General features: G+C 74.2%; 24 protein-coding genes. 12 read left to right on the forward strand and 12 right to left on the reverse strand.

Annotated elements, in window-relative coordinates:
• The gene (locus tag ZF1_RS25425; protein WP_208826658.1) at nucleotides 1–837 is read left to right on the forward strand and encodes a metal ABC transporter ATP-binding protein; all 837 of its coding nucleotides are present in this window, start codon (nucleotides 1–3) and stop codon (nucleotides 835–837) included.
• 8 nt (nucleotides 838–845) lie between these two features.
• The gene (locus tag ZF1_RS25430; protein WP_405421664.1) at nucleotides 846–1691 is read left to right on the forward strand and encodes a metal ABC transporter permease; all 846 of its coding nucleotides are present in this window, start codon (nucleotides 846–848) and stop codon (nucleotides 1689–1691) included.
• A gap of 81 nt (nucleotides 1692–1772) precedes the next feature.
• Here the strand turns inward: ZF1_RS25430 and rlmB are convergent, their stop codons facing one another.
• Together rlmB and cysS are read right to left on the reverse strand one after the other, a co-directional pair.
• Nucleotides 1773–2747, reverse strand: a complete 975-nt coding sequence (rlmB, locus tag ZF1_RS25435) for a 23S rRNA (guanosine(2251)-2'-O)-methyltransferase RlmB (RefSeq protein WP_062398410.1) — start codon at nucleotides 2745–2747, stop codon at nucleotides 1773–1775.
• A gap of 14 nt (nucleotides 2748–2761) precedes the next feature.
• Complete coding sequence (gene cysS / locus ZF1_RS25440; protein WP_208826657.1) at nucleotides 2762–4153, reverse strand: cysteine--tRNA ligase; 1392 nt, start codon at nucleotides 4151–4153, stop codon at nucleotides 2762–2764.
• Between the two features lie 67 nt (nucleotides 4154–4220).
• Between cysS and ZF1_RS25445 the strand changes: the two genes are divergently transcribed.
• A complete protein-coding gene (locus tag ZF1_RS25445; protein WP_482638510.1) occupies nucleotides 4221–4640 on the forward strand; it encodes a VOC family protein in 420 nt (139 codons plus the stop codon).
• On the opposite strand, the gene ispF is transcribed toward ZF1_RS25445, so the two are convergent.
• The 3 genes from ispF to ZF1_RS25460 are packed head-to-tail and all read right to left on the reverse strand — an operon-like array spanning nucleotide 4637 to nucleotide 6314.
• Nucleotides 4637–5104 (reverse strand): 2-C-methyl-D-erythritol 2,4-cyclodiphosphate synthase, encoded by a 468-nt coding sequence (gene ispF, locus ZF1_RS25450; protein WP_405421226.1) that lies wholly within the window; start codon nucleotides 5102–5104, stop codon nucleotides 4637–4639. The two genes, ZF1_RS25445 and ispF, sit on opposite strands and share 4 nt — an antisense overlap.
• A complete protein-coding gene (gene ispD, locus ZF1_RS25455; RefSeq protein WP_482638511.1) occupies nucleotides 5101–5817 on the reverse strand; it encodes a 2-C-methyl-D-erythritol 4-phosphate cytidylyltransferase in 717 nt (238 codons plus the stop codon). The genes ispF and ispD overlap by 4 nt, the downstream gene beginning before the upstream one ends.
• Nucleotides 5818–5822: 5 nt before the next feature.
• Nucleotides 5823–6314, reverse strand: a complete 492-nt coding sequence (locus ZF1_RS25460; protein WP_020625956.1) for a CarD family transcriptional regulator — start codon at nucleotides 6312–6314, stop codon at nucleotides 5823–5825.
• Between the two features lie 344 nt (nucleotides 6315–6658).
• On the opposite strand from ZF1_RS25460, the gene ZF1_RS25465 reads away from it, so the two are divergent.
• A complete protein-coding gene (locus tag ZF1_RS25465) occupies nucleotides 6659–7396 on the forward strand; it encodes a copper chaperone PCu(A)C (protein ID WP_482638512.1) in 738 nt (245 codons plus the stop codon).
• A complete protein-coding gene (gene radA / locus ZF1_RS25470) occupies nucleotides 7393–8772 on the forward strand; it encodes a DNA repair protein RadA (protein WP_075309695.1) in 1380 nt (459 codons plus the stop codon). Before ZF1_RS25465 ends, radA begins: the two co-directional genes overlap by 4 nt.
• 3 nt (nucleotides 8773–8775) lie before the next feature.
• Here the strand turns inward: radA and ZF1_RS25475 are convergent, their stop codons facing one another.
• A complete protein-coding gene (locus ZF1_RS25475) occupies nucleotides 8776–9612 on the reverse strand; it encodes a hypothetical protein (RefSeq protein ID WP_482638513.1) in 837 nt (278 codons plus the stop codon).
• Between the two features lie 424 nt (nucleotides 9613–10036).
• Here ZF1_RS25475 and ZF1_RS25480 point away from each other — a divergent pair, with 424 nt between their 5' ends.
• Nucleotides 10037–10900 carry an A/G-specific adenine glycosylase gene (locus ZF1_RS25480; protein WP_208826213.1) on the forward strand — a complete coding sequence of 288 codons (864 nt, stop codon included), beginning with the start codon at nucleotides 10037–10039 and terminating at the stop codon, nucleotides 10898–10900.
• Between the two features lie 11 nt (nucleotides 10901–10911).
• Nucleotides 10912–11412 carry a 2'-5' RNA ligase family protein gene (locus ZF1_RS25485; RefSeq protein ID WP_251783608.1) on the forward strand — a complete coding sequence of 167 codons (501 nt, stop codon included), beginning with the start codon at nucleotides 10912–10914 and terminating at the stop codon, nucleotides 11410–11412.
• Here ZF1_RS25485 and ZF1_RS25490 read toward each other — a convergent pair.
• Nucleotides 11399–11593: a hypothetical protein gene (locus ZF1_RS25490; RefSeq protein ID WP_405421218.1), complete on the reverse strand. Its 195-nt coding sequence runs from the start codon at nucleotides 11591–11593 to the stop codon at nucleotides 11399–11401. The genes ZF1_RS25485 and ZF1_RS25490 overlap by 14 nt on opposite strands.
• 189 nt (nucleotides 11594–11782) lie before the next feature.
• On the opposite strand from ZF1_RS25490, the gene ZF1_RS25495 reads away from it, so the two are divergent.
• The 3 genes from ZF1_RS25495 to ZF1_RS25505 all read left to right on the forward strand — a co-directional run bounded on the left by ZF1_RS25495 (nucleotide 11783) and on the right by ZF1_RS25505 (nucleotide 13306).
• Complete coding sequence (locus tag ZF1_RS25495) at nucleotides 11783–12136, forward strand: MmcQ/YjbR family DNA-binding protein (RefSeq protein WP_073576750.1); 354 nt, start codon at nucleotides 11783–11785, stop codon at nucleotides 12134–12136.
• A 10-nt stretch (nucleotides 12137–12146) separates the two neighbouring features.
• Entirely contained in the window at nucleotides 12147–12464 is a 318-nt protein-coding gene (locus ZF1_RS25500; protein WP_073576923.1) for an antibiotic biosynthesis monooxygenase family protein, read from the forward strand.
• Nucleotides 12465–12565: 101 nt separating this feature from the next.
• Nucleotides 12566–13306: an SIR2 family NAD-dependent protein deacylase gene (locus ZF1_RS25505; RefSeq protein ID WP_482638514.1), complete on the forward strand. Its 741-nt coding sequence runs from the start codon at nucleotides 12566–12568 to the stop codon at nucleotides 13304–13306.
• Nucleotides 13307–13351: 45 nt separating this feature from the next.
• Here the strand turns inward: ZF1_RS25505 and ZF1_RS25510 are convergent, their stop codons facing one another.
• The 3 genes from ZF1_RS25510 to exaC form a co-directional block, all read right to left on the reverse strand.
• Nucleotides 13352–13936, reverse strand: a complete 585-nt coding sequence (locus tag ZF1_RS25510) for a cysteine hydrolase family protein (RefSeq protein ID WP_178375743.1) — start codon at nucleotides 13934–13936, stop codon at nucleotides 13352–13354.
• A gap of 64 nt (nucleotides 13937–14000) precedes the next feature.
• The gene (locus ZF1_RS25515) at nucleotides 14001–14402 is read right to left on the reverse strand and encodes a DUF779 domain-containing protein (protein ID WP_179761640.1); all 402 of its coding nucleotides are present in this window, start codon (nucleotides 14400–14402) and stop codon (nucleotides 14001–14003) included.
• Nucleotides 14402–15925, reverse strand: coding sequence for an acetaldehyde dehydrogenase ExaC (exaC, locus tag ZF1_RS25520; protein WP_379674619.1), 1524 nt, complete (start codon nucleotides 15923–15925; stop codon nucleotides 14402–14404). Before exaC ends, ZF1_RS25515 begins: the two co-directional genes overlap by 1 nt.
• Nucleotides 15926–16116: 191 nt before the next feature.
• On the opposite strand from exaC, the gene ZF1_RS25525 reads away from it, so the two are divergent.
• Entirely contained in the window at nucleotides 16117–17589 is a 1473-nt protein-coding gene (locus ZF1_RS25525; RefSeq protein WP_482638515.1) for a helix-turn-helix domain-containing protein, read from the forward strand.
• 4 nt (nucleotides 17590–17593) lie between these two features.
• Here the strand turns inward: ZF1_RS25525 and ZF1_RS25530 are convergent, their stop codons facing one another.
• Entirely contained in the window at nucleotides 17594–18628 is a 1035-nt protein-coding gene (locus ZF1_RS25530; protein WP_073576755.1) for a YihY/virulence factor BrkB family protein, read from the reverse strand.
• 28 nt (nucleotides 18629–18656) lie between these two features.
• Between ZF1_RS25530 and ZF1_RS25535 the strand changes: the two genes are divergently transcribed.
• Entirely contained in the window at nucleotides 18657–19373 is a 717-nt protein-coding gene (locus tag ZF1_RS25535) for a nucleoside/nucleotide kinase family protein (RefSeq protein ID WP_476652995.1), read from the forward strand.
• 127 nt (nucleotides 19374–19500) lie between these two features.
• On the opposite strand, the gene ZF1_RS25540 is transcribed toward ZF1_RS25535, so the two are convergent.
• Nucleotides 19501–22044 carry an ATP-dependent Clp protease ATP-binding subunit gene (locus ZF1_RS25540; RefSeq protein WP_062398450.1) on the reverse strand — a complete coding sequence of 848 codons (2544 nt, stop codon included), beginning with the start codon at nucleotides 22042–22044 and terminating at the stop codon, nucleotides 19501–19503.
• Nucleotides 22045–22148: the final 104 nt, after the last annotated feature.

Consider the following 22148-nt stretch of genomic DNA (forward strand, 5'->3'; position numbering starts at 1 on the left):
ATGGGTTCCTCGCAACAGTCCGCGCTGTCGCTGCGCGGGGCGGGCCTCCGGTTCGGGGACCGGACCCTGTGGTCCGGCCTCGACCTGGACGTCGCACCCGGCGAGTTCGTCGCCGTCCTCGGCCCGAACGGCTCCGGCAAGACGACGCTGATGCGCGTCCTGCTGGGGCTGCTCCCGCTCTCCGACGGCACCGTGACCGTCGGCGGACACACCCCGCGGCGCGGCAGCCCCGAGATCGGCTACGTCCCGCAGCAGCAGCCGCTCGACCCGGACCTGCCGCTGCGCGGGCGCGACCTCGTCGGCCTCGGGCTCGACGGGCACCGCTTCGGTCCCGGCCTGGGCCGGCGACGCGAGCGGCGCGAGCGCGTCGACCGCGCGCTGGCCCAGGTCGGCGGCACCGGGCACGCCGACGCCCCCGTCGGGCGGCTGTCCGGGGGTGAGCAGCAGCGGCTGCGGGTCGCGCAGGCACTCGTCGGGGACCCGGCGGTGCTGCTGTGCGACGAGCCCCTGCTCAGCCTGGACCTGTCCCACCAGCGGATCGTGACCCGGCTGATCGACGAGCGCCGCCGCGCCGCGGGCACCGCGGTGCTGTTCGTGACCCACGAGATCAACCCGGTGCTGCCGCTGGTGGACCGGGTCCTCTACCTCGTCGACGGCCGGTTCTCGATCGGCACCACCGACGAGGTCATGACCTCGGAGACGCTGTCGCGGCTCTACCGCACCGACGTCGACGTGCTGCGGGTCCGCGACCGGCTGGTCGTCGTCGGGGCCGAGGACTCCCCGGTCACCCGGGACGAGCACGCCGAGCACGGCGTCGCGGTCGGGGGTGGCGCGTGACCGAGTTCCTGGCCCGGATCCTCGACCTGTCCGGCACCGGCACGCTGCTGGGCTACCCGTTCGTCCGCAACGCGCTCATCGCCTGCGCGGTGCTCGGGCTGGTCGCCGGGCTGCTCGCCCCGCTGATCGTCAGCCGCGGGATGGCCTTCGCCGTGCACGGCACCGCCGAGCTGGCCTTCACCGGGGCCGCGGCCGGGCTGCTGCTCGGCGTCGCCGTCGGGGTGGGGGCGGTGGTGGGCGCCGTCGTCGCCGCGGTGATCTTCGGTGTGCTGGGCCTGCGCCAACGCGAGCGGGACTCCGCGATCGGCGTGGTGATGGCGTTCGGGCTCGGCCTGGGCGTGCTGTTCCTGGCCCTCTACGACGGCCGCTCCTCCAACCGGTTCGGCCTGCTGACCGGCTCCATCGTGTCGGTCGACCAGCAGAACCTGTGGGTGCTGGGGGCCGTCGCCGTCGTCGTTCTCGCGACCCTGGCGCTGCTCTACCGGCCGCTGCTGTTCGCCAGCACCGACCCCGACGTCGCGCTGGCGCGCGGCGTGCCCGTCCGCGCGCTGACCCTGGTGTTCGGCGTGCTGATCGGCCTGGTGACGGCACTGGCCGTGCCGATCGTCGGGGCGATCCTGGTGCTGTCGGTGCTGATCGTGCCCGGCGCCGCGGCGAACCGGGTCACCGCGAACCCGTTGCTGGCGACCGTCCTCGCGATCGTCATCGCGGAGGTCGCGCTGGTCGGCGGGACGATCCTGTCGCTGGCGCCGGGGCTGCCGATCTCGGCCTACGTGGCGACCATCGGGTTCGTCGCCTACCTGCTCTGCCGGCTGGTGGGCCGGCTGCGCGGCCGGGGCCCGGTCCGCGCCTGATCTCCCCCGGCCTCGCACGAACGGGCCCCTCGTACGAATGGTTCGTACGAGGGGCCCGTTCGTGCAGGGAGGGGGGTTCGCTCAGCGGCCGACGCGACGACGGCGGGCCACCTCGGCCAGAACGACGCCGGTGGCGACCGAGGCGTTCAAGGACTCCACGCGGCCGGCCAGGGGGATCGAGACGGTCACGTCGCAGGTCTCGCGGACCAGCCGGGACAGGCCCTTGCCCTCCGACCCGGTGACGATCACCAGCGGCCCGGAGGCCAGGTCGAAGTCGTCGAGGGAGACGTCGCCGTCGGCGGCCAGACCGGCGACCATCAGCCCGGCGGAGGCGTACTCCTGCAGCGTGCGGGTCAGGTTCGTCGCGCGCGCGACCGGGACCCGGGCCGCGGTGCCCGCCGAGGTCCGCCAGGCCACCGCGGTCATGCCCGCGGCGCGCCGCTGCGGCACGACGACGCCGTGGCCGCCGAACGCACCCACCGACCGGACGACCGCACCCAGGTTGCGCGGGTCGGTCACCCCGTCCAGGGCGACGGCCAGTGCCGGGCGCCCGGAGTGCGACGCGGCCTCGAGCACCTCGTCCGGGTGGGCGTAGGCGTACGGCGGCACCTGCAGGGCGAGGCCCTGGTGCAGCGCTCCCCCGCTGATCCGGTCGAGGTCGTTGCGCGGCACCTCCAGGATGGAGATGCCCCGCTCCGCAGCCAGCGCGACGGCCTCGGTGACGCGGTCGTCGGCGGACATGCCGGTGGCCACCTGCAGCGCCGTCGCCGGGACGCCGGCCCGCAGGCACTCGACGACCGGATTGCGGCCGAGCACGGTCTCCGGGGTCTCCCCGTCACCGCGACGGCCCGCGACCGGGCGTCGGCGCTGCTGCTGGTCCTGGGCGGCGCGGCGCGCGGCCGCCCTCGCCTTCGGGTGGCCGGGTCGCATCTCGCCGGGCGGGGTCGGGCCCTTGCCCTTCAGTGCGCGCCGGGGCTGGCCGCCGGATCCGACGACCATGCCCTTCTTGGTGCCTTCCTTACGGATCGCACCGCGGCGCTTGGAATTGCCTGCCATGAGTTCTACGAGTCCTAGTTGTCTTTGAGAGTCCAGGTGGAGCCGTCGGCGCCGTCCTCGACGGCGATCCCGGCGGCGAGCAGCTCGTCGCGGAGCCGGTCCGCGGTGGCGAAGTCGCGCTCGGCGCGCGCGGCCCGGCGGCGCTCGAGCATCGTCTCCACCAGGGTGCCCAGTGCCTGACGGGCGGCGTCGCCCGACTCCTCGGCCACACCGCCGGCTGCCAGCGGGTCCAGGCCGAGCACCTCGGTCGTCGCGCGGACCGCGGACGCGGCCCGCAGCGCGCCGGTGACGTCCCCGGCGTCGAGGGCGGTGTTGCCCTCGCGCACCAGGGTGTGCACGGTGCCGAGCGCGAGCGGGGTGCCCAGGTCGTCGTCGAGTGCGGCGGTGAACGCGCCGGGCAGCTCGGCGGCGACCTCGGGCAGGCCGTGCCGCTCGCGCACGCGGTGCACGAACGACTCGATCCGCCGGTACGCGGCGACGGCCTCGTCCAGCGCGGCGTCGGAGTACTCGATCGCCGACCGGTAGTGCGGGCCGACCAGGTAGTAGCGCAGCTCGGCCGGGCGGACCCGTTCGAGCAGGTTCTCGATCGCCAGGGTGTTCCCCAGCGACTTCGACATCTTCTCCCCGCCCATGGTCACCCAGGCGTTGTGCAGCCAGAACCGGGCGAACCCGTCCCCGGCCGCGTGGCTCTGGGCGCGCTCGTTCTCGTGGTGCGGGAACACCAGGTCCAGGCCGCCGCCGTGGATGTCGAACTCCGGGCCGAGGTAGGCGGTCGCCATCGCCGAGCACTCCAGGTGCCAGCCGGGCCGCCCGTTCCCCCAGGGGGTGGGCCAGCTCGGCTCGCCGGGCTTGGCGGCCTTCCACAGCGTGAAGTCCAGCGCGTCGCGCTTGTGCCCGCTGTCGCCCTCGCCCTGGTGCACGTCGTCGACGCGCTGGCCGGACAGCGACCCGTAGTCGGGCATCGTGCGCACCGCGAAGTAGACGTCGCCGCCGGCGGCGTAGGCGTGGCCGCGCTCGATCAGGCGCTCGATCAGCTCGACCATCTGCGTGATGTGCCCGGTCGCCCGGGGCTCCACCGACGGCGGCAGGCAGCCCAGCGCGTCGTAGGCGGCGGTGAAGGCCCGCTCGTGCGTGGCCGCCCACTCCCACCACGGGCGGCCCGCGGCCTGGGCCTTGCGGAGGATCTTGTCGTCGATGTCGGTGACGTTGCGCACCAGCGTGACGTCGTACCCGGACCGGGCCAGCCAGCGGCGCAGCACGTCGTAGTTCAGGCCCGAGCGCACGTGACCGATGTGTGGGAGGCCCTGCACCGTCGCCCCACAGACGTACATCGACACGGCTCCGGTCCGCAGCGGCGTGAACGCGCGCTGCTCCCTGGTCGCTGAGTCGAGAAGTCTGAGGCTCACGTCACCAGGGTACGGGCCTCCGATTCGTCCACTACACGGGCGGTGCGGACGGGGCAAGGTGTCGGCCATGGGTGTTCAGCGGATGTACCCGCGGCTGGTCGTGCACGACGCCGACGCCGCGATCGACTTCTACCGCGCCGCGTTCGGCGCGCAGCTCGTGGAGCGCTACACCGACGGCTCCGGCGCCGTGGTGCACGCCCTGCTGCGGGCCGGCGGCGCGGAGTGGGCCGTCAAGGACGGCGACGACGTCGACCCCCCGCCGTCGGGGCCCGGCGGGGTGATCCTGGCCCTGGAGGTCGACGACCCGGACGCGGTCGCCACGGCGATGGTGGAGCACGGCGGCCGGGTGCTGTTCCCGGTGACCGACCACGACTACGGGCAGCGCGGCGGCCGGCTCGCCGACCCGTTCGGCCACGCCTGGATGGTGGCGGCCCACGCCGACGATCTCACCCCGGAGCAGATCCAGGAACGGACCGGGCGTCTCTAGCCCGCGGGCAGCAACAGCGCCGTCGCGACGGCGGCGCGGCCCTCGCCGCGCCCGGTCAGCCCCAGCCCGTCGGTCGTCGTACCGGACACCGACACCGGGCCACCCACCACCTCCGAGAGCACCCGTTCGGCCTCGGCCCGGCGCTTCCCGATCTTCGGGTCGTTCCCGATCACCTGGACGGCGGCGTTGCCGACGGTCCAGCCGTCGCGGGTGAGCAGGCGGCGGACCTCGGCGAGCAGGGTCGCCCCGCTCGCACCCGTCCACTCCGGACGGCCGGTGCCGAACACCGCGCCCAGGTCGCCCAGCCCCGCCGCGGACAGCAGGGCGTCGCACAGGGCGTGTGCGGCGACGTCGCCGTCGGAGTGCCCGGCGCAGCCGTCGGTCCCGGGCCACAGCAGACCCGCGACCCAGCAGTCGCGGCCCGGCTCGACCGGGTGCACGTCGGTACCGATCCCGACCCTCATGCGTGTTCCTCGTGCTCGATGACGCGGCCCGCCCCGGCGAGCAGCAGTTCGGCGATGCGCAGGTCCCACGCGGTGGTGACCTTGAACGCGAGCGGGTCCCCGGCGACGGTGGTGACCGGGTCGCCGAGCGCCTCGACCAGCCCGGCGTCGTCGGTGCGGGGGTCGGGTGTGCCCGCGTGGGCGCGACGCAGGTCGGCCGCGCGGAACCCCTGCGGTGTCTGCACCGCACGCAGCTCGGAGCGGTCCACGGTGGACACGACGGTCCCGGCGCCGTCGACCCGCTTGACCGTGTCGGCCACGGGGAGCACCGGGATGACCGCGGGCGCGCCCGCGCGCACGGCGCCGACCACTCGGCGGACGACGTCGGGTGGTGTGAGCGGGCGCGCGGCGTCGTGCACCAGCACGACCTCGGCGTCCGTCCCGGTCGCAGCGAGACCGGCCGCGACGGAGGCGGTGCGGTCGGCACCGCCGGCGACGACGGTCGCCGGGCGTCCGGGCAGCATGGCGGCGGCGGCGTCCACCTGGTCCGCGGGGACGACGACCACCACGTGTCCGACGACGTCGGACGCGAGAAGGCCGTCGACCGCGCGTACCAGCATGGGAACCCCGGCCAGTCCGACGAACGCCTTGGGCACACCTGCACCCAGACGCACCCCGGAACCGGCCGCGGGAAGCACCGCGACGACACCCGCCCCGGAGGACGGTCCGTGCACGCCGGTCAGGCGTTCGCGGTGGCGAGCACCTCGTCGAGCAGGACCTCGGCCCGCTCCTCGTCGGTGCCCTCGGCCAGCGCGAGCTCACTGACCAGTATCTGCCTCGCCTTGGCCAGCATCCGCTTCTCACCGGCGGACAGGCCCCGGTCCTTCTCCCGCCGCCAGAGGTCGCGGACGACCTCGGCGACCTTGTTCACGTCACCGGACGTGAGCTTCTCCCAGTTCGCCTTGTACCGGCGCGACCAGTTCGTGGGCTCCTCGGTGTGCGGCGCGCGCAGCACCTCGAAGACCCGATCCAGTCCCTCCTGGCCCACGACGTCACGAACACCGACCACCTCGACGTTGTCGGCGGGGATGCGCACCGTCAGATCGCCCTGCTGAACCTTCAGGACGAGGTACTGCACTTCCTCGCCCTTGATCGTCCGGGTCTCGATCGCCTCGATGAGCGCGGCACCGTGGTGCGGGTAGACGACGGTCTCTCCGACCTTGAAAACCATGTGTCCTCTGGCCCCTTTCGCTGGGTCCAGATTAACACGTCGCCCGGGCGGGACGGTGACCGGCTTTCACCGTCGTCGCAGGTCAGGGGGTTGACAACGGCGGAGGAACGTGTTCCCCGCGGGCGTGGCGCCCATCCGGACCGGCCCGGCCGCGTGCCGGTCGCCGCCGCGGCACGTCCCGGACCACCGGGTCTGCCGCCCCACCGTCCGGCGGGGACGCGGTCGTCACACCCGGGTGCCCGACCGCGCAACGCGCCGGAGCGCGCGACTAGGCTGCCCCCCGACAGACCCAGCATGTGCGCCGGGGGCACTTCGGGGCACCGGCAAGGAAGGACACGACGACCGTGAGCCGCACCCGCCGTCCCGCCCGGACCCTGGCCGGGGTCGCCGGCGCCGTCGCCCTGACCGGCCTGCTGATCAGCGGCTGTGGAGCCGGGCAGATCGCGCAGACCGCAGAGCAGGTCGCCGCCGTCAACGGCGCCAACGCCACGGTCGGCTCGGTCGACCTGCGTGACGTCCAGGTCGCCTACCCGACCACGCCCGCGGGCCCGGACGCGCTCTACCGCCAGGGCGGCGCCGCACCGCTCGTCGCCACCCTGGTCAACACCGGCTCGGTCGCCGACCGCCTGGTGTCGGTCACCTCGCCGGCCGCCGCGTCGGTGCAGATCCAGGGCGACGCGACCATGCCGCAGGACGTCGCGCTGGTCTCGCCGGGCAACCTGCAGCTGGCCCCCACCAACGCCAAGCGCGTGCAGCTCGTCGCCGAGGGTCTGACCCGTCCGGTCCCCTCCGGCGCGCAGCTCCCGATGACGTTCGTGTTCGAGAAGGCCGGCTCGGTGACCCTCACCGTCCCGACCGGCGTGCCGACCGTCGAGGGTTCCCCCGGGCACGCCCCGGAGCGCGCGTCGTTCGCCGACGGCGAGGAGGGCGCCAACGGCGCCGAGACCGGCGTCAACTCCGAGACCGGTGGCCAGGCCGAGGCCCCGCCGGTGGACCGGCCGAACCCGGTCCCGGCCGGTGAGGGTGCCCCCGTCGCGCCCGGCAACGAGGGCAGCGGCGCCGGCGGCGCCGCCGGCAACTGACCCCCCGGTCCCGCGCCGCCCGCTCGGGCGGCTACCGCTGCACGGAGTGCGACCACCGCACGGCGCAGTGGGTGGGGCGCTGTCCGGGCTGCCAGGCCTGGGGGTCGCTCGAGCAGGTCGAGCCGGTGCGCACCGGCGGGGGCGGCCGGACCGTCGTCGCGGGGGCGCCCAGCACCCCGGCCCGGCGGATCGCCGAGGTGGAGCTGGACTCCGCCCGGGCCCGGCCGACCGGGGTCGACGAGCTGGACCGGGTCCTCGGTGGCGGGCTCGTCCCGGGCGCGGTGGTGCTGCTGGCCGGTGAGCCGGGCGTCGGGAAGTCCACGCTGCTCCTGGAGGTCGCCGCACAGGCCGCCGCCCGGTCCCGGGTCCTCTACGTCTCCGGTGAGGAGTCCGCGGGCCAGGTCCGCTTGCGCGCCGAGCGCACCGGCGGCGTCCACGACGAGCTCTACCTCGCCGCCGAGTCCGACCTCGAGTCGGTGCTCGGCCACGTCGACGCGCTGCGGCCGTCGCTGCTGGTGGTGGACTCCATCCAGACCATGTCCACCGCCTCGGTCGACGGCAGCCCCGGCGGGGTGACCCAGACCCGCGCCGTCACCGTGGGGCTGACCGCGCTGGCGAAGGAACGCGGCCTGGCCGTGCTGCTCGTCGGCCACGTCACCAAGGACGGCGGCATCGCGGGTCCGCGGGTGCTGGAGCACCTGGTCGACGTGGTGCTGCACTTCGAGGGCGACAAGCACTCGGCGCTGCGGATGGTCCGCGGGGTGAAGAACCGGTTCGGTCCGGCCGACGAGGTCGGCTGCTTCGAGCTGCGCGACTCCGGCATCGTCGGTCTCGCCGACCCCTCGGGGCTGTTCCTCGGCCGGTTCGGCCAGGGCGCCGACGCGGTGCAGCCGGGGACCGCGGTGACCGTCGTGATGGACGGGCGACGGCCGCTGCTGGCCGAGGTGCAGGCGCTCGTCGCGGGGGCGAACATCCCGAGCCCGCGCCGGGCGGTGACCGGGCTGGACTCGTCGCGGGTGCCGATGCTGCTCGCCGTCGTCGAACGGCGGGGCGGGCTCAAGCTGCACGACGCCGAGGTCTACACCGCCACCGTCGGCGGGATGCGGATCACCGAGCCGGCGGCCGACCTCGCGATCGCGCTGGCGGTCGTCTCGGCGAAGCGGGACGCGGCGCTGCCCGCGGACCTCGTCGTGCTGGGCGAGCTCGGGCTGGCCGGCGAGCTGCGCCGGGTGCACGGGGTGGACCGGCGCCTCGCGGAGGCCGCACGGCTGGGCTTCACCCGGGCGATCGTCCCCACCGGGGCCGAGGTCGGGCGGACCGGGATGCAGATCACCGAGGCGTCGTCGCTGCGCGAGATCATGGCCCGCATCCGCTGAGCCTCAGCTCATGAGCAGCGGGGCGGGCTCGCTCACGACCCGGTCGAGCCGGGCCAGCACCCGGTAGCCGCCCGGGCCCACCCGGGTGCGCTCGCCCGCACAGCCGGGCTCGGAGGCGAGCCCGGTCCAGGTCACGGCGAAGGCCACCGGCTGGCCGGGCACCAGGGTGCGCAGGTCGTCCGACGACGGGTTGGAGCAGTCGTTGGACGACCAGAGCTTGGTCGCCCCGTCGCCGCTCCAGACGGCGATCTCCTGCTGGGCGCCGTCGAGGTCGCGCACGCAGGGCTGGCCGGAGACGTTGGTGACGACCAGCCGCAGCTCGGGCCGCGCGCCGGAGGGGTAGGTCGGCTGCCCGGTCTCGGCACGCACCTCGATCATCGCGTCGGTGCAGGGCACCGGACCGGTCGGCGGGGAGGGTGCGGCCTGCGGCACCTGCACGGACGGGCGTGGTGTGTCGTCGGGGCGGACCGTCTCGTCCGCCGGGCCCGCGTTCGGGGTCGCGGGCCCGGCGGACGTCCCCGCCGCGGCGGCCGGCGGGGGTCCGGGCGCGGCGGGGTCGGGGAGCGGCACGGACGTGGGTGCCCCCGTCCCCGGGGCTGGGGATGCCGGGGACGGGGACCCCGGGGGCGGCGCGGGTGCGGCCGTCCCCGTGTCCGGTGTGGTCTGCGACGACTGGGGGGTCGTCCGTGCGGCCGTCCCGGCGGACTCGTCGGAGCCCCGCGGGATCAGCAGCCAGGTGGTGAGCCACAGCAGCGCGAAGAGCGCGAGCAGCGCGACGCCGACCGCGCACGCGCGCCGACGCCAGTAGACCGACGCCGGCAGGGGACCCACCGGGTGCATGTCACCGACGGTAGATCTCCGATTACACGAAGTCGCCGCCGCCGCGCCGGGAACGGACATGTCCGGCGAGGTCCACCCGGCGGGGCGACCCGCGCGTCCCGACCGGGTGAGTGCAGTGGCGGAACGGCCGCCCGGGTGCCCCCCGGACCGGCCCGGACGGGGTCCGCGCCCCGGATCGCCCGACCCCCGTGCGGGTGGCGCACCGACCCGGGGTGACCGGCGCCGTCCGACGACAGGGTCCCGCCCGGCACCCGCGGACGGGAACCGCCCCGGTCGTGGCGCGCGCCCCGGTGGCGGGCGCGGTAGGGACCGTGATCCACGCGCCGGCACCCGGGACGGTCGCCGGGCGACGCCGACGGCGCCCGGTCCGCGGTCACGGCGGGGCCGTCGCCGGGGCCCGGCGGGGGCGCGCGACACTGGGACGGTGGTGGCCGATCTGATCTCCCCGTGGTTCCGGGCGCACGCCCGCGACCTGCCGTGGCGGCGCCCGGAGACCACGCCGTGGGGAGTGCTGGTCAGCGAGTTCATGCTCCAGCAGACCCCGGTCGCCCGGGTCGAACCGGTCTGGCGGGACTGGATGGAGCGCTGGCCGGCGCCGTCGTCGCTGGCCGCCGCGCCGCGCGCGGACGTGCTGCGGGCCTGGGGCAAGCTCGGCTACCCGCGCCGCGCGATCCGGCTGCACGACGCGGCCGCGGCGATCGCCGCCCAGCACGGCGACGCCGTCCCCTCCGACGTCGAGGCGCTCGAGGCCCTGCCCGGTGTCGGCTCCTACACGGCGCGGGCGGTGGCGGCGTTCGGCTTCGGGCTGCGCGCCGCCGTCGTCGACACCAACGTCCGCCGGGTCGTGGCCCGCGCGGTGCACGGTCAGGGCGACGCCGGACCGGCCCGCACCCGGGCCGACCTGGCCGACGTGGACGCACTGCTGCCCGACGACGACGCCGAGGCCGCCGTCGTCTCGGCCGGGCTGATGGAGCTGGGCGCGGTCGTCTGCACCGCCCGCTCGCCGCGCTGCGCGGACTGCCCGGTCGCGGCCCGCTGCGCCTGGGTGGCGGCCGGCAGGCCCGCCTACGACGGCCCGCGCAAGCCGGTCCAGGGCTTCGCCGGCACCGACCGGCAGGTACGCGGCAAGCTCATGGACGTGCTGCGCACCGCGCACGGGCCGGTCGAGCGGGCCGCGCTGGACGCCGTCTGGTCCGACGCGGGCCAGCGCGACCGGTGCCTGCACTCGCTGCTGGTCGACGGCCTGGCCGAGCAGACCGACGACGGCCGCTTCGCCCTCCCCGTCTGAGCGGGGGACCGATGCCCAGCACCGTCCGCTTCCGGCTCGACGACGACGGCGCCGCCGCGCTCACCGCGCTGCGCGACCGGCTCGCCGCGGCCGGGATCCCGGTCGCGGCCGGCACGCCGCACGTCACCGTCGCCGCGGCGGGCACGGTCCCGCCGCCCGCCGTGCGGGAGCTGACCGCCCAGCTGCGCCTGGTCGCGCTGCCGGTGCTGTGGCTGGCCGGTCTCGGCTCGGTCGGCCCGGACGCGCCGGACGCGCTGGCGCTGACCGCCGTCACCGACCCCGAGGTGCTGGCCGTGCACACGGCGGTGCACGACGCGCTGGCCGGGCGGGTGCGGGGCGCGCACGCCGCGCACCTGCCGGGTTCCTGGCTGCCGCACGTGGTGCTGGCGACCGGGCGACCCGCCGAGGCGTTCGCGCGGCTGCACCCGGTCGAGCCGGTGCGGGCGCGGATCACCGCCGTCGAGCTGCACGACTCGCGCACCGGGGAGACGGTGGCCCTCAGCGCGGGCTGAGCCCCGCGAGGGCCTGCTCGACCAGCGCCTCCACCATGGGGGTGAGCGGCCCGCGGCGGTCGGCCGGGATCGCACACCAGCGCAGGACGGCCCCGAGGTAGCCGTCGAACAGGAGGTCGGCGGCGACGTCCGGGTCGGTGGCCGGGTCGGTCCCCCGCCGTCGCGGCCCCGCTCGATCCACTCCGCCGGCCGCCGGGCCGCGGTCGTCCGGTGCCGGACCGGCCCGGGCGCGGCGAGCCAGCCGAGCATCATCTGTCCGGTCCCGTCCGGGTCGGTTGTACCGGCCGGGGTCGGAGCCCGCGCGGCTGGTCGTATACCTGCACGGCGGCGGCCCGTCCCCTGTGGTGCGCCCCGACCCTAGGCTCGCCCCGTGGCGGACGAACAGGACGTGCGGCGGATCGCGCTCGCCCTCGACGGCGTCGTCGAGAACCCGAGCGAGGGGTTCGACTTCCGGGTGCGCGGCAAGGGCTTCGTGTGGTCCTGGCCGGAGCGGGTGCCCGGGCGTCGGCGGGTCATCCGCACCGACGTCGCGGTGCTGTACGTCGGCGACGAGGCGGAGAAGCAGGCCCTGCTGCGCGGCGAGCCCGACCTGTTCTTCACCGACCCCGGGCACGAACCGTGGCCGCTGGTGCTCGTCCGCCTGGACCAGGTGGACGAGGCCCGCCTCGCCGAACTGGTCGGCGACGCCCGGCGCATGCGCATCGACGACGCCGGGCAGGGATAACGTGGCGGACATGGCCATTGTGAAGATCAACGCGATCGAGGTCCCGGAGAACGCGGGCCCCGAGCTGGAGAAGCGGTTCGCGAACCGCCTGCACGCCGTCGACGGGCAGCCCGGCTTCCTCGGGTTCGAGCTGCTGCGCCCCGTCTCCGGCGACGACCGGTACTTCGTCGTCACCCGCTGGGAGACCGAGGCCGACTTCCAGGCGTGGCGCGAGGGCCCGGCCGCCGAGGCGCACGCCGGCCAGCGCTCGCCGCAGCCGGTCGCCAAGGGCGCGTCGCTGCTGGAGTTCGAGGTCGTCGACCTGCAGCAGATCGCGGCGGGGTCCTGATCGACGCCCGCGAGGTCGCCGCGGCCTTCTCCGACGAGATCGCCGCGGCGGCCCGCCTGGTCCGCGACGCGGACGCCCTGCTGGTCACCGCGGGCGCCGGGATGGGCGTCGACTCCGGGCTGCCGGACTTCCGCGGCGGCGAGGGCTTCTGGCGGGCCTACCCGCCCTACGCCCGCCTCGGCCTGCGCTTCGAGGAGCTGGCCGATCCCGCGCACTTCGCCGACGACCCGGCGCTGGCCTGGGGCTTCTACGGCCACCGCCTACACCTCTACCGGGACACCGTGCCGCACCCGGGGTTCGCGGTGCTGCGCCGCTGGGCCGGCCGGGTGCCCTCGAACGTGTTCACCTCGAACGTCGACGGCCAGTTCCAGCGGGCCGGCTTCGCCCCGGACGACGTCGCCGAGGTGCACGGCTCCATCCACCACCTGCAGTGCCTGCGGCTCTGCGGTCACGGCGTGTGGCCCGCCGACGGCGTCGAGGTGCCGGTCGACGAGGCCACCATGCGTGCCGTCGGCGAGCTGCCCCGCTGCCCGGGCTGCGGCGGCCTCGCCCGTCCGGCGATCCTGATGTTCGGCGACGGCGGCTGGGACGACGCGCACGCCGCGACGGCGCTGCAGCGGCACGTGGACTGGCTGGCGGCGCACCGGACCGGGGTGGTCGTCGTCGAGCTGGGGGCGGGCGGTGCGCTGCCCACGGTGCGTCGCCGCTCGGAGCTCGCCTCGGCCGCGACCGGCGCGCTGGTGCGGATCAACGTCCGCGAGCCGCAGGTGCGCCACGGCCGCGGGGTCGGCATCGCGGCCCCCGCGGCCGCGACCCTCGCCGCGATCGACGCCGCCCTCTGAGCCGACCCGCCCCGCGCACCTGCGTGCCGCGGGGCGGGGCAGGGCTCAGGAGGGGACGGCCTTCTGGTCCGGGACGACGATCGCGGGCAGGTCGGCGAGGCCGGCCAGCGCCGCGTCGTGGACCTCGGATGCCGGGACGGTGCCGTGCACGCCGGGCAGGGCCCGGGTGGCCGTGGCCGCCGCGACGACGGTCGGCACGTAGCCGCCGGAGAACGCGCTGCGCGCGGTGGAGTTCACGCACATGTGCGTCATGAACCCGGCGAGCACCAGGTCCTGGTAGCCCTCCAGCAGCTCCGCCAGCCCGGTGTGGACGAACGCGCTGGGGAAGTTCTTGGTCACCACGGCCTCGCCGTCGCGCGGGGCGACCGAGTCGTGGATGGCGCCGATCGGCGCGGTGACGTCGTACGGGCTGCCCTCGCCGGCGTCGTGCCGGACGTGGATGATCCGGGACCCGGCGGAGCGGGCGCGGTCGAGCAGCTCGGCCGCCTCCCCGAGGGCCGGCTCGACGTTCTCCAGCCGCATCACGCCCTCGGTGTAGGTGTTCTGCAGGTCGATCATGATGAGTGCGGATCGGGACAGCGGGGCCGGTTCCGCCGGCAGGCCCATCAGTCCGCGCAGGGTGTGCGTCATCGGTGCTCCTCGGGCGGGGACGACCACGGCCCGGGACGGTCGTCCCGGGCCGTGGAGGGGGTGGTCAGTCCTGCATCGCCCGGTACTCGTCGTCGGTGAACAGCCGCGAGCGGATCAGGAACCGGACGCCCTCCGGCGCCTCGACCGAGAACCCGCTGCCGCGCCCCTTGACGACATCGACCGTGAGATGCGTGTGCTTCCAGTACTCGTACTGCGACGCCGACATCCAGAAACCGATCGGCCGGTCCACACCCTCGACGACCAGGTCGCCGAGGTGGACGTCCGACCCGCCCGTCCGGAAGTCCCCGTCCGGGTAGCACATGGGGGCGCTGCCGTCGCAGCACCCACCGGACTGGTGGAACATCAGCGGGCCGTGCAGGTCGGTGAGTTTCACGAGCAGATCGGCGGCGGCCGGCGTCAGCGTCACCCGCTCGGTCGGGGTGACGCCGACGTCCGGCTCACCCATCAGAAGAAGCCCAGCGCGTTCGGCGAGTAGCTCTGCAGGATGTTCTTCGTCTGCTGGTAGTGGTCCAGCATCATCTTGTGGTTCTCGCGCCCGATACCGGACTGCTTGTAGCCACCGAAGGCCGCGTGCGCCGGGTAGGCGTGGTAGTTGTTCACCCACACCCGGCCGGCCTGGATCTCGCGGCCCGCGCGGTAGGCGGTGTTCGCGTCGCGGCTCCACACGCCGGCGCCGAGACCGTAGAGCGTGTCGTTGGCGATCTTCATGGCGTCGTCGTAGTCGCTGAAGCGCGCGACCGACACGACCGGGCCGAAGATCTCCTCCTGGAAGATCCGCATCTGGTTGTTGCCCTCGAACACGGTCGGCTTGATGTAGTAGCCACCCGCGAGGTCGCCGCCCAGCTCGGCCTTCTCACCACCGGCGAGGACCTTGGCTCCCTCCTGCCGGCCGATGTCGATGTAGGAGAGGATCTTCTCGAACTGGTCGTTCGAGGCCTGCGCACCCATCATGACGTCGGTGTCGAGCGGGTTGCCCTGCTTGATCTGCTCGACGCGCTTGACGGCCTGCTCGATGAACTCGTCGTAGATGCCGCCCTGGACGAGGGCGCGCGACGGGCAGGTGCAGATCTCGCCCTGGTTGAGGGCGAACATCGCGAAGCCCTCGAGCGCCTTGTCGTAGAACGCGTCCTGCTGCGAGGCGACGTCGTCGAAGAAGATGTTGGGGCTCTTGCCGCCGAGCTCCAGGGTGACCGGGATCAGGTTCTCCGAGGCGTACTGCATGATCAGCCGGCCGGTGGTGGTCTCACCGGTGAAGGCGATCTTGCGGATGCGCTTGTTCGACGCCAGCGGCTTGCCGGCCTCGACACCGAAGCCGTTGACGACGTTCAGCACGCCCGGCGGGAGCAGGTCGGCGACCAGCTCGAGCAGCACGTGGATCGAGACCGGGGTCTGCTCGGCCGGCTTCAGGACGATCGCGTTGCCGGCGGCGAGCGCGGGGGCCAGCTTCCAGATCGCCATCAGGATCGGGAAGTTCCACGGGATGATCTGGCCGACGACGCCCAGCGGCTCGTGGAAGTGGTAGGCGATGGTGTCGGCGTCGATCTCCGACGACGTGCCCTCCTGCGCCCGGATCGCACCGGCGAAGTAGCGCAGGTGGTCGACGGCGAGCGGGATGTCGGCGGCGAGGGTCTCGCGGCAGGCCTTGCCGTTGTCCCAGGACTCGGCGATGGCGATCAGCTCGAGGTTGGCCTCGACCCGGTCGGCGATCTTGTTCAGGATGTTCGCGCGCTCACCGGCGGAGGTCTTCCCCCACGCCGGGGCGGCGGCGTGCGCGGCGTCGAGCGCCTTCTCGACGTCCTCCGCGGTGCCCCGGGCGACCTCGGTGAAGTTCTCACCGGTGATCGGGGTCGGGTTCTCGAAGTACTGGCCCTTCACCGGAGCGACGTACTCGCCGCCGATGAAGTGCTCGTAGCGCGGCTTGAAGGAGACGACGCTGCCCGGCTGACCGGGGTTGGCGTAGACGGCCATGAATGTTCCTTCCCTGAGGTGCTTCGTCGAACCGAGGGCGCGGTGCGGAACGCACGTTGCGCGTGACCGCCGACACTAGGAAGGTGGGGGTTGCACGGAAGTTGCACGCAGATGCGGAACCTGACCCTCCGGTGAGTACCGACGACGCGGATTCGACTCAGGTAAGGCAAAGTTGACCATAAGGTGAGGACGTGGCTGCGCAGCACGCGGATCGCCGGGTGTACGAGCGGGCGCGCGACGCCGTGCTCGGCGGCTCCTGTGCGCGCGGCGCCGGGGTCCGGCCCGAGGTCCGCGCCTCCTGGGCCCGCTCGCTGGCCGCGGCGGTCGACCCGGAACGCTCCCGTCCCCCGCACGACTACGACCGCGCCGAGCTCACCGACCGGCGGGCGGCGCACCCCCTCGCGTCCGTGCTGCCGGTGCTGCGCGACACCCTCACCGACGCCGCCGAACAGGCGCGGCACATGATGATCGTGACCGACGGGCAGGGGCGGATCCTCTGGCGCGAGGGCGCCCGCGCGGTGCTGACCCGGGCCGAGCGGGTCGACCTGGTGGAGGGCACCCGGTGGAGCGAGGACGCCGTCGGGACCAACGCGATGGGCACCGCGCTGGCCGGCGCCGCGCCGGTCCGCATCCACTCCGCCGAGCACCTGGTCAGCGCCTACCACCCGTGGACCTGCGCGGCCGCCCCGGTGCACGACCCGGCGACCGGACGGGTGGTGGGCACCGTCGACGTCACCGGGCCGGAGGAGAGCTTCCACCCGACGACGCTGGCGCTGGTCACCGCGGCCGCGCGGCTGGCCGAGCACCGATTGCTGGCCATCGCCGAGGCCCACGACCGGCGGCTGCGCGAGGAGTACTGGCCGCACCTGACCCGGCTCGGCGGCACCCCGGGCGCGCTGTTGTCCGCGCACGGGCGGGTGCTGGCCGCGTCGCCGGGCAGCGAGTTCCCGGAGCGGATCGCCCTGCCCGACGGCGGGGACCGGGTCGTCGTCGACGGCGTCGCGGTCGGCGGCGTGCCGCTGGGCGGCGGGCCCGTCGCGGGCGTGCTGGAGCCACTGGGCGAGGGCTGGCTGCTGCGGCTGCCCGCGGGCGGACCCGTCCGGACGGCCCTGACGCTGCCGCTGCTCGGGGCGCGTACCCCCGTCGTCGCCCGCCGGGACGGGCGCCCGGTGCGCCTGGGCCTGCGGCACGCCGAGGTCCTCGCGCTGCTGGCGCTGCATCCGGAGGGGCTGACCGCCGACCAGCTCGCCGCCGCCCTCTACGGCGACGGCGGCCGCGCCATCACCGTGCGCGCCGAGGTCCACCGGCTGCGCCGCGCCGTCGGTGAGGACACCGTGCGCACCCAGCCCTACCGGCTCGTCGCCGACCTCGACGCCGACTTCCTGCGGCTGCGCGCGGCGCTGCGGGAGGGCCGGATCCGCGACGCCGCGGCCGAGGCCGCCCGCGGGCCGCTGCTGCCGACCTCGGACGCACCGGAGATCCGCCGGGCCCGCGAACAGCTCGCCGTCGCCGTCCGGTCGGCGCTGCTGCGGGCCGACGACCCGGACGCGCTGTGGACCCTGGTCCGGTCCGGCCGGGGCGACGGCACCGACGACGAGGAGCTGCGCCACCGGCTGCGGACGCTGCTGCCGTCGTCGGACCCGCGGCGCGACGAGCTCGGCTGAGCGCTCAGTCCGGGTCGGTGTGGTCGGGGATGCCGTCGTCGTCGGAGTCGGGCAGCCGCGGATCCTCCTCACCGGCCCGCACCGCCTCCAGCTGCGCGGACAGCGCCACCCCGGCCAGCAACGCGACCCCGCTGATGTTCGCCCAGATCAGCAGGGCCATCACCGCCGTCAGCGGACCGTAGGTCTCACCGAAGGTGTCCGCGACGGCGACGTAGAGACCCAGCAGTCCGGACGCGACCAGCCACAGCAGCACCGTGACCGCGGCCCCGGCGCCCAGCCAGGACAGTCCCGGCTGGCGACGGCGCGGCGCGAACCGCAGCAGCACCGTCACCGCGACGACGAGCAGCGCGAGCCCGACCGGCCAGCGCACGACGTCCCACACCGTCTCGGCGACCGCACCCCACCGGTACACCTCGCGCACCGCGTCCCCGAACGGCTCCCCCGCCACGATCAGCAGCAGCCCGGTCGCCATGGCCACGCCCGCGGTGGCGGTCAGCGCCGCGGCACGCGCGTACTTGGCGAGCGCGGGCCGGTCCCGCTCGGTGCCGTAGATCCGGTTCGCGCCCCGCTCCAGCTGCGCGAACGCCGAGGTCGCCGCGGCGAACGCGGTGAGCAGGCCGAGCGCGAGGACCAGCTCACCGCGTTCCCCGGTGGGGGTGTCGTCCCGCTCGGCCTGCTCACCGGGGTCGTCCGGGTCGGCCTCCCCCGCTCCGGCACCGCGGACGGCCTCGGCGACCAGCTCGTCGCTGGTCCCGGGGGACAGCGCCAGCACCGTGCGGGCGACGACCTCCGAGGCGCCCTCGGCGCCCGCCGCGGCGGACAGCCCGACCCCGGCGATGATCAGCGGGACGGCGGCGAGCGCCAGCTGCAGGCCGAACGCGCGGGCGTGGGAGAAGCCGTCGCCGTAGCGGAAGCGCAGGAAGCCCGCGGACAGCAGGTGCCCGAGGCCGTAGCGGCGCAGCGTGTGGGCGGCGTCGTCGGCGGAGAGCTCCTCGCCGGTCATCAGCCGGGTCTCGGGGACCGGGCGCACCGAGCTCATGCGCAGAACCTAGCCGCAGGCGGAAAGAATGACGCTCGTGGACACCCCGGCACGGACCGACCGCTTCGACGAGCTGGTGGAGCGCGCCCGGGCGCTCGCCGCCGGACGACGACGGGCGGTGCTCGGCATCGCGGGGGCCCCCGGGGCCGGCAAGACGACCGTCGCGCTGGCCCTGGTCCGGGCGCTCGCCGCCACGCCCCCGGACGGGCTCGGCCCCGGCTGGGTCGCCCACGTCCCGATGGACGGCTTCCATCTCGCCGACGTCGAGCTGGACCGGCTGGGCCGCCGTCATCGCAAGGGCGCCCCGGACACCTTCGACGCCGACGGCTACGCCGCGCTGCTCGCCCGTCTGCGGCTCACCCCCGACGACGGCGCGGGCCCGGTGTACGCCCCGGCGTTCGACCGGGAGATCGAGCAGCCCGTCGCCGGGTCGGTCCCGGTGCACCCGGAGTGCCGGCTCGTGGTCAGCGAGGGCAACTACCTGCTCCTCGGCACGCCCCGCTGGCGGGCGGTGCGGGCCGGGTTCGACGCCGTGTGGTTCCACGAGACCGACGAGGCGCTCCGGCTGGAGCGCCTGGTCGCGCGGCACGTGCATTTCGGCAAGACGCCCGAGGCCGCCCGGGCCTGGGTGGAACGGACCGACGAGCCGAACGCCCGGCTCGTCGAGGCCTCGCGGGACCGGGCCGACCTGGTCGTCGCGCTGCCCGACCACGCCCCCGGCCCGCTCCCAGGGGAACCTTCGTAGCGCTCTACGCCTCGAAGGTTCCCCTGGGGGCCACCGGGCCGGGGCCGGAACCGGGCTCCGGACCGACGACGGCGGGCCGCCCCGGGAACTCCCGGGACGGCCCGCCGTCGTCATGCGTGGGTCTGTCTCACTCCTCGCCGGCCAGCGCGGTGGGCGGGGAGTCCGGCACCGGCTCGGACGGCTTGCGCTCACCACGGAAGGTGAACTTGGCCTTGTCCGACCAGGCGTTGGAGCCCTCCTCCGCGGAGGTGTCGAGGCCCTCGACGTCGACGATGACGATCTGCCCGGCCTCGATCTCGCCGAACAGGATCTTCTCCGACAGCTGGTCCTCGATCTCCCGCTGGATCGTCCGGCGCAGCGGCCGGGCGCCCAGGACCGGGTCGAACCCGCGGTGGGCCAGCAGCTTCTTGGCGTTGTCGGTGAGCTCGATGCCCATGTCCTTGTTCGCCAGCTGCTTCTCCACCCGCCCGATCATCAGGTCGACCATCTGGATGATCTGTTCCTGGTTGAGCTGGTGGAAGACGATGATGTCGTCGATGCGGTTGAGGAACTCCGGCCTGAAGTGCTTCTTCAGCTCGTCGTTGACCTTCGTCTTCATCCGCTCGTAGTTCGACTTCTCGTCGCCACCGGAGGAGAAGCCCAGTCCCACGGCCTTCGAGATGTCCTGGGTGCCCAGGTTCGAGGTGAAGATCAGCACGGTGTTCTTGAAGTCGACCGTGCGGCCCTGGCCGTCGGTGAGACGGCCGTCCTCGAGCACCTGCAGGAGCGTGTTGTAGATCTCCTGGTGCGCCTTCTCGATCTCGTCGAACAGCACCACCGAGAACGGCTTGCGCCGCACCTTCTCGGTGAGCTGGCCGCCCTCCTCGTAGCCGACGTACCCGGGAGGGGCACCGAACAGCCGCGAGGCGGTGTAGCGGTCGTGGAACTCACCCATGTCGATCTGGATGAGGGCGTCGTCCTCGCCGAACAGGAAGTTCGCGAGCGCCTTGGACAGCTCGGTCTTACCGACACCGGACGGGCCGGCGAAGATGAACGAGCCGGACGGGCGCTTCGGATCCTTCAGACCGGCGCGGGTACGACGGATCGCCTGCGAGACGGAGCGGACCGCGTCCTCCTGGCCGATGATCCGCTTGTGGACCTCGTCCTCCATCTTGAGCAGACGGGTCGTCTCCTCCTCGGTCAGCTTGAACACCGGGATGCCGGTCCAGTTGCCCAGCACCTCGGCGATCTGCTCGCCGTCGACCTCCGCGACGACGTCGAGGTCGCCCGACTTCCACTGCTTCTCGCGCTCGGCCTTCTCGCCGAGCAGGGTCTTCTCCTGATCGCGCAGGTGCGCGGCCCGCTCGAAGTCCTGCGCGTCGATCGCCGACTCCTTGTCCCGGCGGACGTTCGCGATCTTCTCGTCGAACTCCCGCAGGTCCGGCGGAGCCGTCATCCGGCGGATGCGCATCCGGGCGCCGGCCTCGTCGATCAGGTCGATCGCCTTGTCCGGCAGGAAGCGGTCGTTGATGTAGCGGTCGGCCAGCGTCGCGGCCGAGGCCAGTGCGTCGTCGGTGATCGTGACGCGGTGGTGCGCCTCGTACCGGTCACGCAGACCACGAAGGATCTCGATCGTGTGCTCGACCGACGGCTCGGACACCTGGATCGGCTGGAAGCGGCGCTCCAGCGCGGGGTCCTTCTCGACGTACTTGCGGTACTCGTCGAGCGTCGTCGCACCGATGGTCTGCAGCTCGCCGCGGGCCAGCATCGGCTTGAGGATCGAGGCGGCGTCGATCGCGCCCTCGGCGGCACCCGCACCCACCAGGGTGTGGATCTCGTCGATGAACAGGATGATGTCGCCGCGGGTGCGGATCTCCTTGAGCACCTTCTTGAGGCGCTCCTCGAAGTCACCGCGGTAGCGGGAACCGGCGACCAGCGAGCCCAGGTCGAGGGTGTAGAGCTGCTTGTCCTTCAGCGTCTCCGGGACCTCGCCCTTGACGATCGCCTGGCCGAGGCCCTCGACGGCGGCGGTCTTGCCGACGCCGGCCTCGCCGATCAGCACCGGGTTGTTCTTGGTCCTCCGCGAGAGGACCTGCATGATCCGCTCGATCTCCTTCTCCCGGCCGATGACCGGGTCCAGCTTGCCCTCACGGGCCTGCTGGGTGAGGTTGCGACCGAACTGGTCCAGCACCAGCGACGAGGACGGCGTGCCCTCGCCACGGCCACCGGTGCCGCTCTCCTGCGGCTCCTTGCCCTGGTAGCCGGACAGCAGCTGGAGCACCTGCTGACGGACACGGTTGAGGTCGGCGCCCAGCTTGACCAGCACCTGGGCCGCGACGCCCTCGCCCTCGCGGATGAGGCCGAGCAGGATGTGCTCGGTCCCGATGTAGTTGTGGCCGAGCTGCAGCGCCTCGCGCAGCGACAGCTCCAGCACCTTCTTCGCCCGGGGGGTGAAGGGGATGTGCCCGGACGGGGCCTGCTGCCCCTGGCCGATGATCTCCTCGACCTGCTGTCGCACGCCCTCCAGAGCGATACCGAGGGACTCGAGCGCCTTCGCGGCGACGCCCTCTCCCTCGTGGATCAGGCCAAGGAGGATGTGCTCGGTCCCGATGTAGTTGTGGTTGAGCATCCGGGCCTCTTCCTGGGCCAGGACGACAACACGTCGCGCTCGGTCGGTGAACCTCTCGAACAATTCGCACTCCTTGCCTGCTGCGCCTCACTGACGGCGCGACCAGCATCTCCGTACGGTCCGGGCTCGCCCGAACCGACACTGCGCCCTCGCGTGACACCGCGCCA

It is taken from the genome of Pseudonocardia sp. ZF1 (assembly GCF_056835605.1).

Bases quoted from the DNA above. Each gene is read 5' to 3' on its own strand.
- ZF1_RS25535 (WP_476652995.1), top strand. From the start codon at position 18,657: ATGACGCTCGTGGACACCCCGGCACGGACCGACCGCTTCGACGAGCTG.
- ZF1_RS25515 (WP_179761640.1), bottom strand. From the start codon at position 14,402: ATGGGTGAGCCGGACGTCGGCGTCACCCCGACCGAGCGGGTGACGCTG.
- ZF1_RS25475 (WP_482638513.1), bottom strand. From the start codon at position 9,612: ATGCACCCGGTGGGTCCCCTGCCGGCGTCGGTCTACTGGCGTCGGCGC.
- exaC (WP_379674619.1), bottom strand. From the start codon at position 15,925: ATGGCCGTCTACGCCAACCCCGGTCAGCCGGGCAGCGTCGTCTCCTTC.
- rlmB (WP_062398410.1), bottom strand. From the start codon at position 2,747: ATGGCAGGCAATTCCAAGCGCCGCGGTGCGATCCGTAAGGAAGGCACC.
- ZF1_RS25510 (WP_178375743.1), bottom strand. From the start codon at position 13,936: ATGACGCACACCCTGCGCGGACTGATGGGCCTGCCGGCGGAACCGGCC.
- ZF1_RS25530 (WP_073576755.1), bottom strand. From the start codon at position 18,628: ATGAGCTCGGTGCGCCCGGTCCCCGAGACCCGGCTGATGACCGGCGAG.
- ispF (WP_405421226.1), bottom strand. From the start codon at position 5,104: ATGAGGGTCGGGATCGGTACCGACGTGCACCCGGTCGAGCCGGGCCGC.
- ZF1_RS25460 (WP_020625956.1), bottom strand. From the start codon at position 6,314: ATGGTTTTCAAGGTCGGAGAGACCGTCGTCTACCCGCACCACGGTGCC.
- ZF1_RS25445 (WP_482638510.1), top strand. From the start codon at position 4,221: ATGGGTGTTCAGCGGATGTACCCGCGGCTGGTCGTGCACGACGCCGAC.
- ZF1_RS25425 (WP_208826658.1), top strand. From the start codon at position 1: ATGGGTTCCTCGCAACAGTCCGCGCTGTCGCTGCGCGGGGCGGGCCTC.
- ZF1_RS25505 (WP_482638514.1), top strand. From the start codon at position 12,566: ATGGGCGTCGACTCCGGGCTGCCGGACTTCCGCGGCGGCGAGGGCTTC.
- ZF1_RS25500 (WP_073576923.1), top strand. From the start codon at position 12,147: ATGGCCATTGTGAAGATCAACGCGATCGAGGTCCCGGAGAACGCGGGC.
- ZF1_RS25485 (WP_251783608.1), top strand. From the start codon at position 10,912: ATGCCCAGCACCGTCCGCTTCCGGCTCGACGACGACGGCGCCGCCGCG.